General features: G+C 51.3%; 13 protein-coding genes, 7 tRNA genes and 2 pseudogenes. 5 read left to right on the top strand and 17 right to left on the bottom strand.

Annotated features, from left to right (window positions below; genetic code table 11):
- Positions 1 to 114 precede the first annotated feature (114 nt).
- The 3 genes and pseudogenes from ACU8XX_RS17340 to ACU8XX_RS17330 all read left to right on the top strand — a co-directional run bounded on the left by ACU8XX_RS17340 (position 115) and on the right by ACU8XX_RS17330 (position 2,843).
- Entirely contained in the window at positions 115 to 822 is a 708-nt protein-coding gene (locus tag ACU8XX_RS17340) for a DUF1266 domain-containing protein (RefSeq protein WP_240765227.1), read from the top strand.
- Positions 819 to 2,090 (top strand): annotated as a pseudogene (locus ACU8XX_RS17335) (J domain-containing protein); the annotation flags it as partial. The gene ACU8XX_RS17340 and the pseudogene ACU8XX_RS17335, both read left to right, overlap by 4 nt.
- A 55-nt stretch (positions 2,091 to 2,145) precedes the next feature.
- Positions 2,146 to 2,843 (top strand): IS1-like element IS1A family transposase gene (locus ACU8XX_RS17330; RefSeq protein ID WP_103215986.1). Its coding sequence is split into 2 segments (ribosomal slippage): positions 2,146 to 2,395 and positions 2,395 to 2,843, totalling 699 coding nucleotides; the frame shifts between segments, so codons are not numbered across the junction.
- Positions 2,844 to 2,880: 37 nt separating this feature from the next.
- Here ACU8XX_RS17330 and rihA read toward each other — a convergent pair.
- From rihA to gltI, 5 genes and pseudogenes are all read right to left on the bottom strand, one after another.
- A pseudogene (gene rihA, locus ACU8XX_RS17325) lies at positions 2,881 to 3,684 on the bottom strand (pyrimidine-specific ribonucleoside hydrolase RihA); the annotation flags it as partial.
- Positions 3,685 to 3,801: 117 nt separating this feature from the next.
- Positions 3,802 to 4,527, bottom strand: a complete 726-nt coding sequence (gltL, locus tag ACU8XX_RS17320; RefSeq protein ID WP_000631384.1) for a glutamate/aspartate ABC transporter ATP-binding protein GltL — start codon at positions 4,525 to 4,527, stop codon at positions 3,802 to 3,804.
- Positions 4,527 to 5,201, bottom strand: a complete 675-nt coding sequence (gltK, locus tag ACU8XX_RS17315; protein WP_000272830.1) for a glutamate/aspartate ABC transporter permease GltK — start codon at positions 5,199 to 5,201, stop codon at positions 4,527 to 4,529. The genes gltL and gltK overlap by 1 nt, the downstream gene beginning before the upstream one ends.
- Positions 5,201 to 5,941, bottom strand: coding sequence for a glutamate/aspartate ABC transporter permease GltJ (gene gltJ / locus ACU8XX_RS17310; protein ID WP_000020941.1), 741 nt, complete (start codon positions 5,939 to 5,941; stop codon positions 5,201 to 5,203). The genes gltK and gltJ overlap by 1 nt, the downstream gene beginning before the upstream one ends.
- 169 nt (positions 5,942 to 6,110) lie before the next feature.
- Positions 6,111 to 7,019 carry a glutamate/aspartate ABC transporter substrate-binding protein GltI gene (gene gltI / locus ACU8XX_RS17305; RefSeq protein ID WP_001300834.1) on the bottom strand — a complete coding sequence of 303 codons (909 nt, stop codon included), beginning with the start codon at positions 7,017 to 7,019 and terminating at the stop codon, positions 6,111 to 6,113.
- 454 nt (positions 7,020 to 7,473) lie between these two features.
- Between gltI and ACU8XX_RS17300 the strand changes: the two genes are divergently transcribed.
- Complete coding sequence (locus tag ACU8XX_RS17300) at positions 7,474 to 9,351, top strand: rhomboid family intramembrane serine protease (protein WP_001543570.1); 1,878 nt, start codon at positions 7,474 to 7,476, stop codon at positions 9,349 to 9,351.
- Positions 9,352 to 9,428: 77 nt separating this feature from the next.
- On the opposite strand, the gene lnt is transcribed toward ACU8XX_RS17300, so the two are convergent.
- From lnt to miaB, 5 genes are all read right to left on the bottom strand, one after another.
- The gene (lnt, locus tag ACU8XX_RS17295) at positions 9,429 to 10,967 is read right to left on the bottom strand and encodes an apolipoprotein N-acyltransferase (RefSeq protein ID WP_000853030.1); all 1,539 of its coding nucleotides are present in this window, start codon (positions 10,965 to 10,967) and stop codon (positions 9,429 to 9,431) included.
- A gap of 24 nt (positions 10,968 to 10,991) precedes the next feature.
- The gene (gene corC, locus ACU8XX_RS17290) at positions 10,992 to 11,870 is read right to left on the bottom strand and encodes a CNNM family magnesium/cobalt transport protein CorC (RefSeq protein ID WP_001278605.1); all 879 of its coding nucleotides are present in this window, start codon (positions 11,868 to 11,870) and stop codon (positions 10,992 to 10,994) included.
- Positions 11,871 to 11,959: 89 nt separating this feature from the next.
- Positions 11,960 to 12,427 carry an rRNA maturation RNase YbeY gene (gene ybeY / locus ACU8XX_RS17285; protein WP_000084469.1) on the bottom strand — a complete coding sequence of 156 codons (468 nt, stop codon included), beginning with the start codon at positions 12,425 to 12,427 and terminating at the stop codon, positions 11,960 to 11,962.
- A complete protein-coding gene (locus ACU8XX_RS17280; RefSeq protein ID WP_001018040.1) occupies positions 12,424 to 13,464 on the bottom strand; it encodes a PhoH family protein in 1,041 nt (346 codons plus the stop codon). The genes ybeY and ACU8XX_RS17280 overlap by 4 nt, the downstream gene beginning before the upstream one ends.
- A gap of 152 nt (positions 13,465 to 13,616) precedes the next feature.
- On the bottom strand, positions 13,617 to 15,041 hold the full coding sequence (gene miaB / locus ACU8XX_RS17275; RefSeq protein ID WP_000162740.1) for a tRNA (N6-isopentenyl adenosine(37)-C2)-methylthiotransferase MiaB: 1,425 nt from the start codon (positions 15,039 to 15,041) through the stop codon (positions 13,617 to 13,619).
- 145 nt (positions 15,042 to 15,186) lie between these two features.
- Between miaB and ubiF the strand changes: the two genes are divergently transcribed.
- The gene (ubiF, locus tag ACU8XX_RS17270) at positions 15,187 to 16,362 is read left to right on the top strand and encodes a 3-demethoxyubiquinol 3-hydroxylase (protein ID WP_112034099.1); all 1,176 of its coding nucleotides are present in this window, start codon (positions 15,187 to 15,189) and stop codon (positions 16,360 to 16,362) included.
- Positions 16,363 to 16,515: 153 nt separating this feature from the next.
- Here ubiF and ACU8XX_RS17265 read toward each other — a convergent pair.
- The 7 genes from ACU8XX_RS17265 to ACU8XX_RS17235 form a co-directional block, all read right to left on the bottom strand.
- Positions 16,516 to 16,590: transfer RNA gene (locus ACU8XX_RS17265), tRNA-Gln, on the bottom strand.
- Positions 16,591 to 16,627: 37 nt separating this feature from the next.
- Positions 16,628 to 16,702: transfer RNA gene (locus ACU8XX_RS17260), tRNA-Gln, on the bottom strand.
- Positions 16,703 to 16,749: 47 nt separating this feature from the next.
- Positions 16,750 to 16,826: transfer RNA gene (locus ACU8XX_RS17255), tRNA-Met, on the bottom strand.
- A gap of 15 nt (positions 16,827 to 16,841) precedes the next feature.
- A tRNA-Gln gene (locus ACU8XX_RS17250) sits at positions 16,842 to 16,916 on the bottom strand.
- Between the two features lie 34 nt (positions 16,917 to 16,950).
- A tRNA-Gln gene (locus tag ACU8XX_RS17245) sits at positions 16,951 to 17,025 on the bottom strand.
- A 23-nt stretch (positions 17,026 to 17,048) separates the two neighbouring features.
- Positions 17,049 to 17,133, bottom strand: a tRNA-Leu gene (locus ACU8XX_RS17240).
- 8 nt (positions 17,134 to 17,141) lie between these two features.
- A tRNA-Met gene (locus ACU8XX_RS17235) sits at positions 17,142 to 17,218 on the bottom strand.
- Positions 17,219 to 17,557: the final 339 nt, after the last annotated feature.

Here is a 17,557-nt window from a genome sequence, read left to right as displayed (position 1 = left end):
CCATTTTTGCGTAAGCCTTATTTTATGCGTATTATGTCGCGTCAGAAAAGTATAAATAAACGAGCCTCGCAATGCGGCTAATATTCATTTAATGAATATTTAAGGATAAATTATATGGACATGGAGTCGCAAAAAATATTGTTTGCACTTTCCACTCCGATGGAAATACGCAATGAATGCTGTTTACCTTCGCATTCATCACCCAAAATGTATTTAGGTACATGCTTTTTTGACCTTTCTTCCTCATGGGGAATTGATGACCGTGATGACCTGCTGCGCACAATTCACCGAATGATCGATAACGGTCATGCCGCTCGGTTGGCAGGGTTTTATCACCGCTGGTTTCGTTATTCGCCATGTGAATGGCGTGACTATCTTGCTGAACTAAATGAGGAAGGTCAGGCTTATGCGCAATTTGTCGCCAGCACCGCCGAATGCTGTGGCGAAGGGGGAATCAAAGCCTGGGATTATGTCCGGATGGGTTTTTTAAGCCGAATGGGCGTACTTAATAACTGGTTGAGCGAAGAAGAAAGTCTATGGATCCAGTCGCGCATTCATCTACGGGCTCTACGTTATTATAGTAACTGGCGGCAATACTTTGCCGGTTATACCTTTGGTCGGCAATATTGGCAGTCTCCCGAAGATGATCATCTGCCTTTATTACGCGAATTCTTAGCGCGTAAAGAATACGACGATTCCGGCAATGATATGTTTTATCAATTATTTGCCAGTGATGATGCGTATTACCCTACCTTGTCCTGGCAACCATTGGCTTACTATTCTGCATGCCCGGAAACGCTTAAGGATATGAGCGACCTATGAAAAATTGCTGGAAGATCCTCGATATAGAGGAAACGACTGACGTCGATATTATCCGCCGCGCTTATCTGGCGCTGTTACCGTCCTTTCATCCAGAAACCGATCCGCAGGGTTTTAAACAACTTCGTCAGGCGTATGAGGAGGCGCTACGGATTGCGCAGTCGCCTGCTAAATCTGTTTGGCAACCAGAAGAATATGAGGTAGCAGAACATGAAATTCTGCTCGCCTTTCGTGCGTTACTTGCCTCTGATAGTGAACGTTTTCTGCCCTCCGCCTGGCAGCGATTCATTCAGCAATTAAATTATTGCTCGATGGAGGAGATTGATGAATTACGCTGGTCGCTGTGCACAATCGCCATGCACACTGCCCATTTATCCTTCGAGTGCGTGGTGTTATTAGCAGAAAGATTGCGGTGGTTACAGGAGGAAAATACCGGGGAAATAGACGAAGAAGAACTGGAATCCTTTTTATATGCCATTGCGAAGGGGAATGTTTTTAACTTCCAGACCATTCTGCATCTGCCCGTTGCCGTGCAAAATGACACCATCGATTTTTACCAAATGTTCGCTCGGATTTGGTCATCGCATCCAGAATGGCTGACATTGTATTTAGCGCAACATCGCGCAGTGATTATCCCCGATGATGCAAAACTGCACAGAAATTTACTCCGCTGGTATAGCGCAGGTCGCCTGGATATCCCCGAACTTCTGGATTACGCCCAGTCATGGCGGGAAACTGAACCTGATAATGAAGATGCGCCTTATTATGAATACGCGCAACGCGTCTATTGTGGAGAAGGCGAAAGCCTGTTGGCAGAACTTTGTGACTACTGGCGCGAGTATCCCTCCACCCAGGCGGATGCTTTAATGTTGCAATGGTGCCGTCAGCATCGGGTCGATTATTACCCATTACTGGTGATGATGATTGAAGCGCGTGATCTGGTTAACGATCAGGGAAAACCGCTACTTTATGTCCCCGGCGACAGCGCCCGTACGCGTTTTCATTTATACGAAATACTCAGCGATGAAAAACTCTCTGCGCTGGGGCGTTCACTGGTCGAGATGGTTTTGCACAAAGGACGTAAGCCGCGGATCTCACTCACGCGTGATACAGAACATACCTTATGGCCATTATATCTAGTTGCCAAACAATTAGTGCAGGCCTGCCAACCTACAGAAGAATCATTAATGCCGATTGTGAGCCGCCTTGATGCAGAAAATCGTTGTCCACTGGAAGCATTAATTATTCGTCGATTATTAATTCAGGCGGCGGGTGATGCTGCCAACTTACTGATTTAGTGTATGATGGTGTTTTTGAGGTGCTCCAGTGGCTTCTGTTTCTATCAGCTGTCCCTCCTGTTCAGCTACTGACGGGGTGGTGCGTAACGGCAAAAGCACCGCCGGACATCAGCGCTATCTCTGCTCTCACTGCCGTAAAACATGGCAACTGCAGTTCACTTACACCGCTTCTCAACCCGGTACGCACCAGAAAATCATTGATATGGCCATGAATGGCGTTGGATGCCGGGCAACAGCCCGCATTATGGGCGTTGGCCTCAACACGATTTTACGTCACTTAAAAAACTCAGGCCGCAGTCGGTAACCTCGCGCATACAGCCGGGCAGTGACGTCATCGTCTGCGCGGAAATGGACGAACAGTGGGGCTATGTCGGGGCTAAATCGCGCCAGCGCTGGCTGTTTTACGCGTATGACAGGCTCCGGAAGACGGTTGTTGCGCACGTATTCGGTGAACGCACTATGGCGACGCTGGGGCGTCTTATGAGCCTGCTGTCACCCTTTGACGTGGTGATATGGATGACGGATGGCTGGCCGCTGTATGAATCCCGCCTGAAGGGAAAGCTGCACGTAATCAGCAAGCGATATACGCAGCGAATTGAGCGGCATAACCTGAATCTGAGGCAGCACCTGGCACGGCTGGGACGGAAGTCGCTGTCGTTCTCAAAATCGGTGGAGCTGCATGACAAAGTCATCGGGCATTATCTGAACATAAAACACTATCAATAAGTTGGAGTCATTACCCAACCGTCATACCCTGGGTCTATTTCCCCTGTGTTTCCACGCCAACCCAGCGCTCAACAGAGGTAAATAACTCCGGTTTCAACAGCCAGGCGATGGTGCATGGGTCATGCAGTGGTGCGCCGACAAAGCCCCATTTTTCGTCTTTATGATATTCGAGGAAGAAATCCAGCAGTTCGGCAACAATGGTTGAAACAGGGTTACCAATCGCGCGGAAACGCTCGGTGTCTTCAACGTGGATTTGTGCTTTATGAGTAACATCCAGACCGGCCATCACCACCGGGATCCCTGACTGGAAGACAATTTCTGCCGCTTCCGGGTCAACGTAAATATTAAATTCAGCCGCTGGCGTCCAGTTACCAAGCCCCATTGCGCCGCCCATAATCACGATACGGGCAATTTTGCTATGCAGTTCCGGATGGCTATTGAGCAGCAAGGCAACGTTAGTTTGCGGTCCGGTAGACACAATGGTGACAGGTTCCGCACTTTCACGCAGCGTTTTCGCCATTAGCTCTACCGCCGTACAGTTTTGCGGTGCGAACGCCGGTTCCGGTAATGCCGGGCCGTCGAGACCGCTTTCGCCGTGCACATTGTCCGCGATAATCAACTCACGCATTAACGGTTTTACCGCGCCGCCTGCTACCGGAATATCGGTGCGATTGAGCAAGGTCAGCATACGAAGAACATTGCGTAAGGTTTTTTCTGGTGTCTGGTTTCCGGCGGAAGACGTAATTGCTTTGACATCAAGCTCTGGTGAGGCGAGGGCGAGAACTATTGCGATAGCGTCGTCATGACCTGGGTCGCAATCTAACAGAATTGGCAGTGCCATTGTTGCTCCTTGTTGTGTGCTTCTTTGCGACAAGGGTAACGCCAGGATGTAACAGATACGAGGGGCGAAACGATAAAGCGTGAGATGGCGCGCAATTGGGTATGCGCGCCAGAGTGATTAATGCAGGATTTTCGCGAGGAAGTCTTTTGCGCGGTCCGATTTCGGATCATCGAAGAACGCATCTTTCGGCGAGTCTTCGACAATTTTACCCTCATCCATAAAGATCACCCGATTCGCCACTTTACGGGCAAAACCCATTTCGTGGGTCACCACCATCATGGTCATTCCTTCGTTTGCCAGTTCCACCATCACGTCCAGCACTTCGTTGATCATCTCCGGATCCAGCGCCGATGTCGGTTCGTCGAACAGCATGGCAATAGGATCCATACACAATGCGCGAGCGATCGCCACACGCTGCTGCTGACCGCCGGAAAGCTGCGCCGGAAATTTATTGGCATGTGCGGAAAGTCCCACGCGCTCCAGCAATTTCAATGCTTTTTCACGAGCGGGCGCTTTATCGCGTTTAAGCACTTTCACCTGCGCCAGAGTCAGGTTTTCAATAATCGACAAATGGGGGAACAACTCAAAATGCTGGAACACCATCCCGACGCGGGAACGCAGCTTTGCCAGATCGGTTTTCTTGTCATTAACCACGATACCATCGACGGTGATTTCACCTTGCTGCACTGGTTCGAGGCCGTTGACGGTTTTAATCAGCGTTGATTTGCCGGAACCAGACGGGCCGCAAACCACCACCACTTCGCCTTTTTTCACTTCGGTTGAGCAGTCGGTCAGCACCTGAAAGTGACCATACCATTTTGAAACATTTTTCAGGGTAATCATTATGCTGTCCTTCTTTTCAAGTAGCTGACCAACAACGACGCGCTAAGACTAATAACGAAATAAACAAATCCGGCAAACAGGATCATCTCAACCTGCGTACCATCACGCTCACCAATGGTTGAGGCGGTACGGAAGAAATCGGCCAGAGATAACACATACACCAGCGAGGTATCCTGGAACAGTACGATGCCCTGAGTGAGCAGCAGCGGCACCATCGCGCGGAACGCCTGCGGCAGAATAATCAGTTTCATCGACTGCCAGTGAGTCATTCCCAACGCCAGCGCGGCGCTCGACTGACCACGAGAAATACTTTGAATACCGGCACGGATAATCTCTGAATAGTAGGCCGCTTCAAACATCGAAAACGCCACCATCGCCGAAATTAAACGAATATCATTTTTTGGCGATAATCCCAGCACATTTTGCAGAAATCCCGGCACAATCAAGTAAAACCACAGCAAAACCATGACTAAAGGAATCGAGCGGAATACGTTAACGTAGGCTTTGGCAAACCACGAAACAGGCGCGAAGCTGGACAAGCGCATCACCGCCAGCATGGTACCCCACAAAATACCAATCACGACTGCCGTGACGGTGATTTTCAGGGTGATCACCAGCCCGTCGAGCAGATATGGCAGGGAAGGAACAATGGAACTCCAGTCAAACTCGTACATTATTTGCCCCCCATGTTGCCGGGCAGGCGAACTTTACGTTCAACCAGCGTCATCACCAGCATGATAAAAGCGTTAATCAACACATACGCAAGCGTAATGGCGGTAAACGACTCCCAGGCGTGGGCCGAGTAGTCGAGCAATTTACCCGCCTGCGCTGCCATATCCACCAGACCGATAGTCGAGGCGATGGCGGAGTTTTTCACCAGGTTCATCATCTCGGAAGTCATTGGCGGGACGATAACGCGATAAGCATTAGGCAGCAGTACGTATCGATAAGCCTGCGGTAGCGTCAGACCCATCGCCAGCGCGGCATTTTTTTGCCCTCGCGGCAGCGACTGGATCGCGGCGCGTACCTGTTCGCAAACACGGGCGGCGGTAAACAGCCCCAGGCAGAGCATGGATGAAAGGAAAAACTGAATATTGGGATCCAGCTCGGCCTTAAACCACATGCCGATTTTCTCCGGCAGCAGCTCCGGGATCACCAGATACCAGGTAAAGAATTGCACAATCAACGGCACGTTGCGGAACAGTTCGACATACAACGTACCCAGACCGGAGAGAAAACGGTTTGGAACGGTACGTAAAATGCCGAAAAATGAACCGACGAGGAAAGCGATAATCCAGGCGCAGATCGACAAAGCGATCGTCACCTGAAAACCACTCCAGATCCAACCAAGATAGGTGGTGTTGCCGAACGGGGCTTGTTGTAAAAAAATACCCCAGTTCCAGTCTATAGACATAAATCTACTCCAGAAAAAAGAGGGTAGCAGCGTTAACTGCTACCCTCGAAGATTGTTACCCAGCGTATTGCGGTTTTCAGGCCCGATGGGGAACGACCATCAGGCGTATAGTCTGTCCGTGCTACGTAACAATCGAGAGGGCTGGAATTTCCGCCCCTGGTTCTTGTAATTAGTTCAGTGCCTTGTCATTCGGTTCTTTGAACAGTGCTTTCATTTCGTCTGACAGTTCGAAATTCATGTTCAGGTTTTTCGGCGGAATGGGATTTTTGAACCATTTATCAAACCATTTTTCCGCTTCACCGGAGGTCTGCACCTGAGCGATGGTGTCATCCATCAGCTTTTTGAACTGCGGATCATCTTTACGCAACATGCAACCGTAGGCTTCCTGAGACTGCGGCTTGCCGACGATATCCCAGTTGTCTGGTTTCTTCGCTTTCGCACGTTCACCGGCCAGCAGGGCGTCATCCATCATAAAGGCAACGGCACGACCGCTTTCCAGGGTACGGAAAGAGTCACCGTGATCTTTGGCGCTGATGATGCGCATATTCATTTTTTGCTCTTCATTCAGTTTGTTGAGCAAAACTTCAGAGGTAGTGCCGGAAGTAACGACTACGGCTTTGCCTTTCAGATCGGCAAAATCTTTGATATCGCCACCCTTTTTGGTCAACAGGCGCGTACCGACCACGAAAATAGTGTCAGAGAAAGCCGCCTGTTTTTGGCGTTCGACGTTATTGGTGGTGGAACCACATTCAAAATCGAAAGTGCCGTTTTGCAGCAGAGGAATACGGTTTTGTGAGGTAATCGGAATCAGTTTCACCTGTAAGTCCGGTTTGTTGAGTTTCTTTTTCACTGCTTCAACAATGGCGTTGGAGTAATCCTGCGAGTAACCCACCACTTTTTGCTGATTGTCGTAATAAGAGAAAGGCACTGAAGATTCACGGTGACCGACGACAATCACACCGTTTTTGGCGATTTTGTCCAGCGTACTGCCCGCTGCCGGGGCGGCGTCATCTGCCTGTGCCAGTCCTGCGGAAAGCGCCAGGGCCAGGATTGCTATGGCAGGTTTACGTAATTGCATATCCAACTCCTTTATCTTCTGCGTTAAGAACGCATGGATACCCGTTGTGAGTGTTTGTGTTGTTATCGTCTGCAACTTTATTGTGCAGTGTTGTGCCTGTTAGGTAACATTTAGTTTGGCTAAATGTAAAGATATTGCTGTTTTATTGTTTGTTTTTGCGAGATGCGCCGCACCATTCCGAAGCAAAATTCTTAAAATGCACTCTTTTGGTGCTACCGCTGATTTGTGGTGGTGCAACCTGGTTGCGTCGCGGCTGATTTCATCGCTTACACAGTAAATAAAGCAACTTACATGCCAAAAAATACTTAGGGGCGAATTAATTACGATTGTAATTTTAGGCTGAAAAAGTCATATTTCGGACAGGGTTAACTTTTCGGTATGGGACGTTTGCCGGGATGATAACTGCACACGGGAAAAATGCTTTTTATCTGTCTTTTCAAGGAAGAAACACCTTATGTCTGCATCTTCGGTTAAGCCGTTAAATGTTCAATTACCCGCAATAACCCTTATCCTTTTTGCGCTCTGTGTTGGGATATTTTGTTACCTCGCACAATGGATGAGTTATGAAGAAGTCGATCAATCCGCACTCATCCATCTCGGTGCTAACGTTGCTTCACTCTCGTTGTCGGGTGAACCCTGGCGCTTATTGAGCAGTGTCTTTCTGCACAGTAGTTTTTCCCATTTGCTGATGAATATGTTTGCACTCCTGGTGGTGGGGGCAGTGACGGAACGGATACTGGGGAAATGGCGACTTCTGATTATTTGGTTATTCTCCGGCGTCTTTGGTGGGCTCATCAGCGCCTGTTATGCGTTACGCGATAGTGATCAGATAGTCATCAGCGTTGGGGCATCCGGGGCAATTATGGGAATAGCTGGCGCTGCGATAGCAACACAGCTTGCTTCAGGTACGGGCACACACCATAAAAACCAGCGGCGAGTATTTCCTCTGTTGGGTATGGTGGCGCTGACACTGTTGTACGGTGCCCGGCAAACAGGAATAGATAACGCTTGCCACATTGGCGGCCTGATTGCGGGTGGCGCGTTGGGTTGGCTGAGCGCGCGTTTATCTGGGCAAAACCGACTCGTTACGGAAGGCGGGATTATTGTTGCGGGCAGTCTTCTTCTGACCGGGGCTATCTGGCTTGCGCAGCAGCAGATGGATGAGTCAGTTTTACAGGTCAGGCAAAGCCTGCGTGAAGAGTTTTATCCGCAGGAGATTGAACAAGAGCGACGACAAAAAAAACAACAGTTAGCGGAGGAACGCAACGCCCTCAGGGAAACATTATCCGCTCCGGTAAGTCGTGAACAGGCCAGTGGTGATTTGCTCGCTGAGATTGCCGATATCCATGATATGGCGATCAGTCGGGATGGTAATACGTTGTATGCCGCAATTGAAAACACCAACAGCATTGTTGTTTTCGACCTCGGACAAAAGAAAATCCTGCATACCTTTACAGCCCCCATAGCGAAAGAAAAGTCAGTCAAACATTGTGGTGGCTGTAAAGATCAGGGCGTCAGATCGCTGACGCTAAGCCCGGATGAAACGTTGCTTTATGCGACTTCATTTGAAGCGAATGCGTTATCGGTCATTAACGTGGCGACGGGGGAGATTATTCAGTCGATTACCACCGGTGCACATCCTGACAGTCTTATCCTCTCGCGTGATGGCACAAAAGCCTGGGTGATGAATCGCACCAGTAATAGTGTGTCAGCGATTGATCTGGTGACTTATCAGCATGTGGCGGATATCCCGCTGGAGAAATACGACGGGACGGGGACGAGTAATAAACCTGGTGCCTGGGTTATGGCACTTTCCCCGGATGAAAAAATATTGTTGATACCCGGTATGGTCAGAGGTGACATTGTACGCATCAATACCATCACGCATCAGAAAGAAGACTTTCCCGCAGGTGATGCGCGTGGAACGATATCGGCGATGCGTTTTCGACCTGAAAACGGGGATGTAATTTTTGCCGACAGCCAGGGGATTTCACGTATAAGAGTTGGGGATCAGCAAGCCAGCATTATGACGCAATGGTGTAGCAGGAGCGTTTATTCCGTTGAGGGTATTAGCCCGGACGGTCAGTATTTAGCGTTGGTGTCATATGGCTTGCAAGGTTATGTCATCCTGCTCAATATTAATGCCGGGCAGATTGTTGGCGTTTATCCTGCCAGCTACGTTAATCACCTTCGTTTTTCGGCGGATGGTAGAAAGATATTTGTTATGGCGAAGAACGGGTTAATCCAACTGGACAGGACGCGCTCGCTTGATCCGCAGGCAATTATTCGTCATCCCCAATATGGCAATGTGGCTTGTATCCCTGAACCGTAAGAAAAAGGGGCATGATAACCATGCCCCAAAGCTTAATGAGAAAGTACGTTTTGCTCATGCCGGATACATCAGGCACATCAACGTTTACGTGCTCGCAGACTCATCAGCACAGCGGCAAAACCAAACAGCGCCGTCAGCACCCACAGCGGCCAGTTGCCGGTTCGTGCGTACGGTGTGAGTCCGGTCGTCGGCGTCACGTTAGTGGTCAACACCTCGCGGGTGAACTGCGGGATCATCGCCTGAATCTCACCCTGCGGGCCAATCACCGCCGTAATGCCGTTGTTGGTGCTGCGCAACAGTGGGCGCGCCAGCTCCAGCGCACGCATTCGCGCCATCTGGAAGTGTTGCCATGGACCAATAGATTTACCAAACCACGCATCGTTGGAGATAGTCAGCAGATAGTCGGTATCCGGGCGGAAGTTATCGCGCACTTGCTCGCCAAGAATGATCTCGTAGCAAATGGCCGCAGTAAGCTCAATACCATTTACCGACAGCGGCGGCTGGATATATGGCCCACGGCTGAACGACGACATCGGCAGATCAAAGAACGGTGCTAACGGACGCAGAATCGACTCCAGCGGGACAAACTCGCCAAACGGCACCAGATGGTTTTTGTTATAGCGATCGGCTGATTCGTAGCTGTACGGTGCACCTTTACCCAGTGTGATGATGGTGTTGTAGGTATCGTAGCGGTTCTGCTTATTGAGACGCGCGTCGACAATCCCGGTTACCAGCGAGCTACCTTTATCGCGCAACTCACCGTCCAGTGCTTTGAGGAACGGTTGCTGATTAATTTCCAGATCGGTTATCGCCGACTCCGGCCAGATAATCAACGATGATTTGCCCATCAGCGGAGCCGTTGCGTTGTAGTAAATCTTCAGCGTATTAAGAAGCTGATCTCCATCCCATTTCAGTGATTGCGGAATATCGCCCTGAACCATCGAAACCTGAATGGTTTTCTCCGGTTGCGGGGTAAACCATTGGATGTAACGCAGCGGGAAGGGTAGGGCAAACAGCACGACGGCCACCACCAGCGGACGCCAGTTGCGTTTGACCAACGCCAGTGCCAGCAGGCCACTAACCATCATCAGCAGGAAGTTAATGGCTTCCACGCCCATTATCGGTGCCAGCCCTTTTAACGGGCCATCAATCTGGCTATAGCCGAACTGTAACCACGGGAAGCCTGTCAGTACCCAACCGCGCAGAAACTCGGTCACTTGCCAGAGAGCAGGGGCGGCAATCGCCACGCGCAGCCAGGTGGTTTTCGGCCACAGACGCGACAGCACGCCAGCAAACAGTCCGGTATACAGCGACAAATACGCCGCCAGCAGCACCACCAGGAAGATGTTAACCGGGCCAGGCATTCCGCCAAAGGTCGCGATGCTGACATAGACCCAGTTAATACCGCTGCCAAAGAGGCCAAATCCCCAGCAAAAGCCAATAGCGGCAGACTGGAGTGGACGGCGGTTAAAGGTCAACGCCTGAAGCCCCATCAACGAAATAATCGCCGCAGGCCAGACGTCGTAAGGAGAGAAGGCCAGCGTTCCGCAGGCACCGAATAATAACGCCAGCAGCAGGCGAATGCGCTGGCGTTCAATTAATGAGGCAAAAGCCATGTAGTTATCTATCCAGTTTCGGTTTTATTCATCCAGCTTTGGCTGGGGTGAGTCATCCGGGATTTTGACATGAACCTGAATAATACGCCGACTATCGGCCATCGCCACTTTGAACTGGTAACCGTCGATGTCGATGGTTTCGCCACGTGCCGGAAGATGCCCAAATGCCTGCATCACCAGACCACCGATAGTGTCGACTTCTTCATCGCTAAAGTGGGTGCCGAACGCTTCGTTGAAGTCTTCAATGGAAGCCAGTGCGCGCACGGTCCAGGTATGACGACTCAGCTGACGGAAGTCGATATCATCTTCTTCGTCATACTCGTCTTCAATCTCACCAACAATCAGTTCCAGGATGTCTTCAATGGTCACCAGACCGGAAACCCCACCGAATTCGTCAATAACGATCGCCATGTGGTAACGCTGAGAGCGAAACTCTTTCAGCATTCGGTCTACGCGCTTACTTTCAGGAACGACAACCGCCTGACGTAACACTTTGTCCATGCTGAAGGCTTCAGCATCGCTGCGCATAAACGGCAGCAAGTCTTTCGCCATCAGAATCCCTTCAATGTGATCTTTGTCTTCGCTAATCACCGGGAAACGTGAGTGGGCGGACTCGATGATGACATCAAGGCATTCGTCCAGCGTCTGGTTGCGTTTCAGGGTAATCATCTGGGAGCGGGGGATCATGATGTCGCGAACGCGTTGGTCTGCGATGTCCATCACCCCTTCGAGCATATCGCGCGTATCTTCGTCGATAAGGTCGTTCTGCCCGGAATCACGGATCAGCGCCAGCAGTTCGTCACGGTTTTTCGGTTCACCGTGGAAAAGTTGGCTGAGTAACAGGGAGAAAAATCCCTTCTTGTTGCTTATCGTGTCACTACTGTGTGAATTGTCGTCGCTCATGGCGTCGTATGGGTTCTCATGTTAGTTAATCAAAACGCCGTCGTTAATCACCAACGGCGGGGACGTCTGCCAGTCAAATGCCTGGCAAATTATTCTTTCTCGGCAATGTACGGATCCTCATAGCCCAGAGCAAGCATAATCTCTGTTTCGAGGGCTTCCATTTCTTCTGCTTCGTCATCTTCGATGTGATCGTAACCTAACAAATGCAGACTGCCGTGCACCACCATATGCGCCCAGTGTGCCTCCAGTGGTTTGCCTTGCTCCTGAGCTTCCTTCTCAACCACCTGACGGCAGATAACCAGATCGCCCAGTAGCGACATCTCCATGCCAGGCGGCACTTCAAACGGGAAGGAGAGCACGTTGGTCGGCTTATCCTTACCGCGATAGGTCAGATTGAGACTGTGGCTTTCGGCGGTATCGACCACGCGAATCGTCACTTCCGACTCTTCCTGAAACTGCGGGATCACCGCATTCAGCCATGTTTGAAACTGGCTCTCTTCCGGCAATCCGGAGTTATCTTCACATGCCAGTTGTAAATCGAGGATCACCTGACTCATTTTTGTTCCTGTTCTTCGCGCTTGCGTTCTGCCGCCAGCGCCGCTTTACGTTTTTGTTCGGCTTCTTCCCAGGCTTCATAGGCGTTAACGATACGCGCCACCACCGGGTGACGAACCACGTCTTCGCTGTGGAAGAAGTTAAAGCTGATCTCTTCGACATCGGCCAGCACTTCGATGGCATGACGTAAGCCTGATTTAGTATTACGCGGCAGGTCGATCTGCGTGACGTCGCCGGTGATAACCGCTTTTGAGTTAAAACCGATACGGGTCAGGAACATCTTCATCTGTTCGATGGTGGTGTTCTGGCTCTCATCGAGAATGATAAACGCGTCGTTCAGCGTACGACCACGCATATAGGCCAGCGGCGCGACTTCAATAACGTTGCGCTCAATCAGTTTCTCGACTTTCTCAAAGCCCAGCATTTCAAACAGCGCGTCGTACAGTGGGCGCAGATACGGGTCTACTTTCTGGCTTAAATCGCCAGGCAGGAAGCCCAGTTTCTCACCGGCTTCGACCGCCGGACGAGTCAGCAGAATACGGCGAATTTCCTGACGCTCCAGGGCATCAACTGCTGCAGCCACTGCCAGGTAGGTTTTACCCGTACCCGCCGGGCCAACGCCGAAGGTAATGTCATGGTCGAGAATATTGGCGATGTACTGCGCCTGGTTTGGCGTGCGCGGCTTAATTACGCCGCGTTTGGTTTTGATATTGACCGCTTTGCCGTACTCCGGCACGCTCTCCGCGCTTTGCTCCAGTACCCGTGCTTCTTTAATAGCAAGGTGGATCTGTTCCGGTTCGATATCCTGAATCTGACCGCGCATCGGGGCAGTATCGACATACAGGCTACGCAGAATGTCTGCCGCAGCGGTGACGCAAATCGGACGGCCGGTCAGTTTAAAGTGGTTATCGCGGCGATTGATCTCGATGCCGAGACGGCGTTCGAGCTGCTTGATGTTGTCATCAAACGGGCCGCACAGGCTCAACAGACGCGCATTGTCTGCTGGCTCCAGGGTGATTTCGCGAGTGTCTATGTTCAAACCGTTCCTCTTATCTGTATGCCGCCGGAAGCTGAACATTCACCGGCCTATAAGGAAATTATTCACGCCACAGGAAAAAGGCGCAAGCATTGCGATAAAGATGGGGATAAAGAGAGAAAAAACAAGGCCCACCGGAACGGCGGGCCTGAGAATTACGGTTGATAATAACCCACGCCAAGGTCGTTTTCTTTGCGAGTACGGGCAATCACTGATTCCGGTGTTTCTGCCACGCGCAGACCCATTTCATCTTCAGTACGCACCACTTTACCGCGCAGAGAGTTCGGGTAGACGTCGGTAATTTCTACATCGACGAATTTACCGATCATATCCGGCGTACCTTCGAAGTTGACCACGCGGTTATTTTCGGTACGCCCGGAAAGCTCCATGATGCTCTTACGCGATGTACCTTCTACCAGAATACGCTGGGTGGTGCCGAGCATCCGGCGGCTCCACGCCATCGCTTGCTGATTGATACGTTCTTGCAGAATATACAGACGCTGCTTCTTCTCTTCTTCCGGAACATCATCAACCATATCGGCGGCTGGTGTACCCGGACGTGCAGAGAAGATAAAGCTGTAGCTCATGTCGAAATTGACGTCGGCAATCAGCTTCATCGTTTTCTCGAAGTCTTCGGTGGTTTCGCCAGGGAAGCCGACGATGAAGTCAGAACTGATCTGAATATCCGGGCGCGCCGCACGCAGTTTACGGATGATCGCTTTGTACTCCAGCGCCGTATGGGTACGGCCCATCAGGTTCAGAATGCGATCGGAACCACTCTGTACCGGCAGGTGCAGGAAGCTCACCAGCTCCGGCGTGTCGCGGTACACTTCGATGATATCGTCGGTGAATTCGATCGGATGGCTGGTGGTAAAGCGAATACGATCGATCCCGTCGATCGCAGCAACCAGACGCAACAGATCGGCAAACGATCCGGTGGTGCCGTCGTAGTTTTCACCACGCCAGGCGTTCACGTTCTGACCGAGCAGGTTGACTTCACGCACGCCCTGAGCCGCAAGCTGGGCAATCTCAAACAGAATATCGTCGGACGGACGGCTTACCTCTTCACCACGGGTGTAAGGCACCACGCAGTAGGTGCAATATTTATTGCAGCCTTCCATGATGGAGACAAACGCGGTCGGCCCTTCGGCGCGCGGTTCCGGTAGACGGTCAAACTTCTCGATTTCCGGGAAGCTGATATCTACAACCGGGCTGCGGTCGCCACGCACGGAGTTGATCATCTCCGGCAGACGGTGCAGCGTTTGCGGCCCAAAAATAATATCGACATAGTGGGCGCGCTGGCGAATGTGCTCGCCTTCTTGCGATGCCACGCAGCCACCGACGCCGATAATCAGGTCTGGATTCTTCTCTTTTAACAGTTTCCAGCGGCCCAACTGATGGAAGACTTTTTCCTGAGCCTTCTCGCGGATTGAGCAGGTGTTCAGCAGCAGCACATCCGCTTCTTCCGCCACGTCGGTCAGTTGATAGCCGTGGGTGGCATCCAGCAGATCGGCCATCTTCGATGAATCGTACTCGTTCATCTGACAGCCCCAGGTTTTAATATGGAGTTTTTTGGTCATCGACTTGCTCTTGCGAAATAGTAGCCAGGAATGCAGGGCGCATAGTGTAATGCTTTGCTGCCGTTGTGACCAGTATGAGCGTTATCAGCCCTTAGGGGTAAAAATCCTGTAAACTTAAAGCATATTGCTAACAGGATGATTGACCATGACAAATCAACCAACGGAAATTGCCATTGTCGGCGGAGGAATGGTCGGCGGCGCACTGGCGCTGGGGCTGGCACAGCACGGATTTGCGGTAACGGTGATCGAGCACGCAGAACCAGCGCCGTTTGTCGCTGATAGCCAACCGGACGTGCGGATCTCGGCGATCAGCGCGGCTTCGGTATCATTGCTTAAAGGGTTAGGGGTCTGGGATGCAGTACAGGCTATGCGTTGCCATCCTTACCGCAGACTGGAAACGTGGGAGTGGGAAACGGCGCATGTGGTGTTTGACGCCGCTGAACTTAAGCTACCGCTGCTTGGCTATATGGTGGAAAACACTGTCCTGCAACAGGCGTTGTGGCAGGCGCTGGAAGCGCATCCGAAAGTAACGTTACGTGTGCCAGGCTCGCTGATTGCGCTGCATCGCCATGATGATCTTCAGGAGCTGGAGCTGAAAGGCGGTGAAGTGATTCGCGCGAAGCTGGTGATTGGTGCCGACGGCGCAAATTCGCAGGTGCGGCAGATGGCGGGAATTGGCGTTCATGCATGGCAGTATGCGCAGTCGTGCATGTTGATTAGCGTCCAGTGCGAGAACGATCCCGGCGACAGCACCTGGCAGCAATTTACTCCGGACGGACCGCGTGCGTTTCTGCCGTTGTTTGATAACTGGGCATCGCTGGTGTGGTATGACTCTCCGGCGCGTATTCGCCAGTTGCAGAATATGAATATGGCACAGCTCCAGGCGGAAATCGCGAAGCATTTCCCGTCGCGTCTGGGTTACGTTACACCGCTTGCCGCTGGTGCGTTTCCGCTGACGCGTCGCCATGCGTTGCAGTACGTGCAGCCAGGGCTTGCGCTGGTGGGCGATGCCGCGCATACCATCCATCCGCTGGCGGGGCAGGGAGTGAATCTTGGTTATCGTGATGTCGATGCCCTGATTGATGTTCTGGTCAACACCCGCAGCTACGGCGAAGCGTGGGCCAGTTATCCTGTCCTCAAGCGTTACCAGATGCGGCGCATGGCGGATAACTTCATTATGCAAAGCGGTATGGATCTGTTTTATGCCGGATTCAGCAATAATCTGCCACCACTGCGTTTTATGCGTAATCTCGGGTTAATGGCGGCGGAGCGTGCTGGCGTGTTGAAACGTCAGGCGCTGAAATATGCGTTAGGGTTGTAGCCTTACAACATTGCCGGATGCGTGCCAACCGTAGGTCGGATAAGACGCGGCAGCGTCGCATCCGACATTGAAGGATAAGACGTGTCAACATCGCATTCGACATTGAATGAACGCAGAAAAGCAAAAAGCTCGCCGAAGCGAGCTTTTTTAATGTGGCTGGGGTACGAGGATTCGAACCTCGGAATGCCGGAATCAGAATCCGGTGCCTTACCGCTTGGCGATACCCCAACTGGGTGCACTTACAAGGTAAGCGTCTTGAATAAATTGGCTGGGGTACGAGGATTCGAACCTCGGAATGCCGGAATCAGAATCCGGTGCCTTACCGCTTGGCGATACCCCAACAAATTGGTTTTGAATTTGCCGAACATATTCGACACATTCAGAATTTGGTGGCTACGACGGGATTCGAACCTGTGACCCCATCATTATGAGTGATGTGCTCTAACCAACTGAGCTACGTAGCCAGATTGTTTCTTCGATGGCTGGGGTACCTGGATTCGAACCAGGGAATGCCGGTATCAAAAACCGGTGCCTTACCGCTTGGCGATACCCCAATAACCGGGCGGTGAACCGCTTACTCGAAGAAGATGGCTGGGGTACCTGGATTCGAACCAGGGAATGCCGGTATCAAAAACCGGTGCCTTACCGCTTGGCGATACCCCATCCGTACAACGCTTTCTGGTGAATGGTGCGGGAGGCGAGACTTGAACTCGCACACCTTGCGGCGCCAGAACCTAAATCTGGTGCGTCTACCAATTTCGCCACTCCCGCAAAAAAGATGGTGGCTACGACGGGATTCGAACCTGTGACCCCATCATTATGAGTGATGTGCTCTAACCAACTGAGCTACGTAGCCATCTTTTTTTTCGCGATACCTTATCGGCGTTGCGGGGCGCATTATGCGTATAGAGCCTTGCAGCGTCAACCTCTTTTTCAAGGAAAATTGCTCGAAAGTGACTGTTTGGTTAGGTTGCGAACAGCGTGGCGCTATATTCGTCAATTATTGTTTACTTTGTGTTTTTTCCCCACCCTACAGCCATTCTTTTGTCGTACAGGATGAAATTCGGAATTCAACAATAGTGGTGGGAAATTAATCTATGAAATACTGGCCTACAGTGATGAGTTGTCAAACAGTGATGTGGCAAACCCGGAACATTTCCTTACTGCATATCAGAATCAACAAGCACCTCAATAA

The sequence above is a fragment of the Escherichia sp. MAL-1 genome (assembly GCF_052948035.1).
Note: the sequence above shows the minus strand (reverse complement) of the source record. Positions and strands in the feature narration are given on the sequence as shown.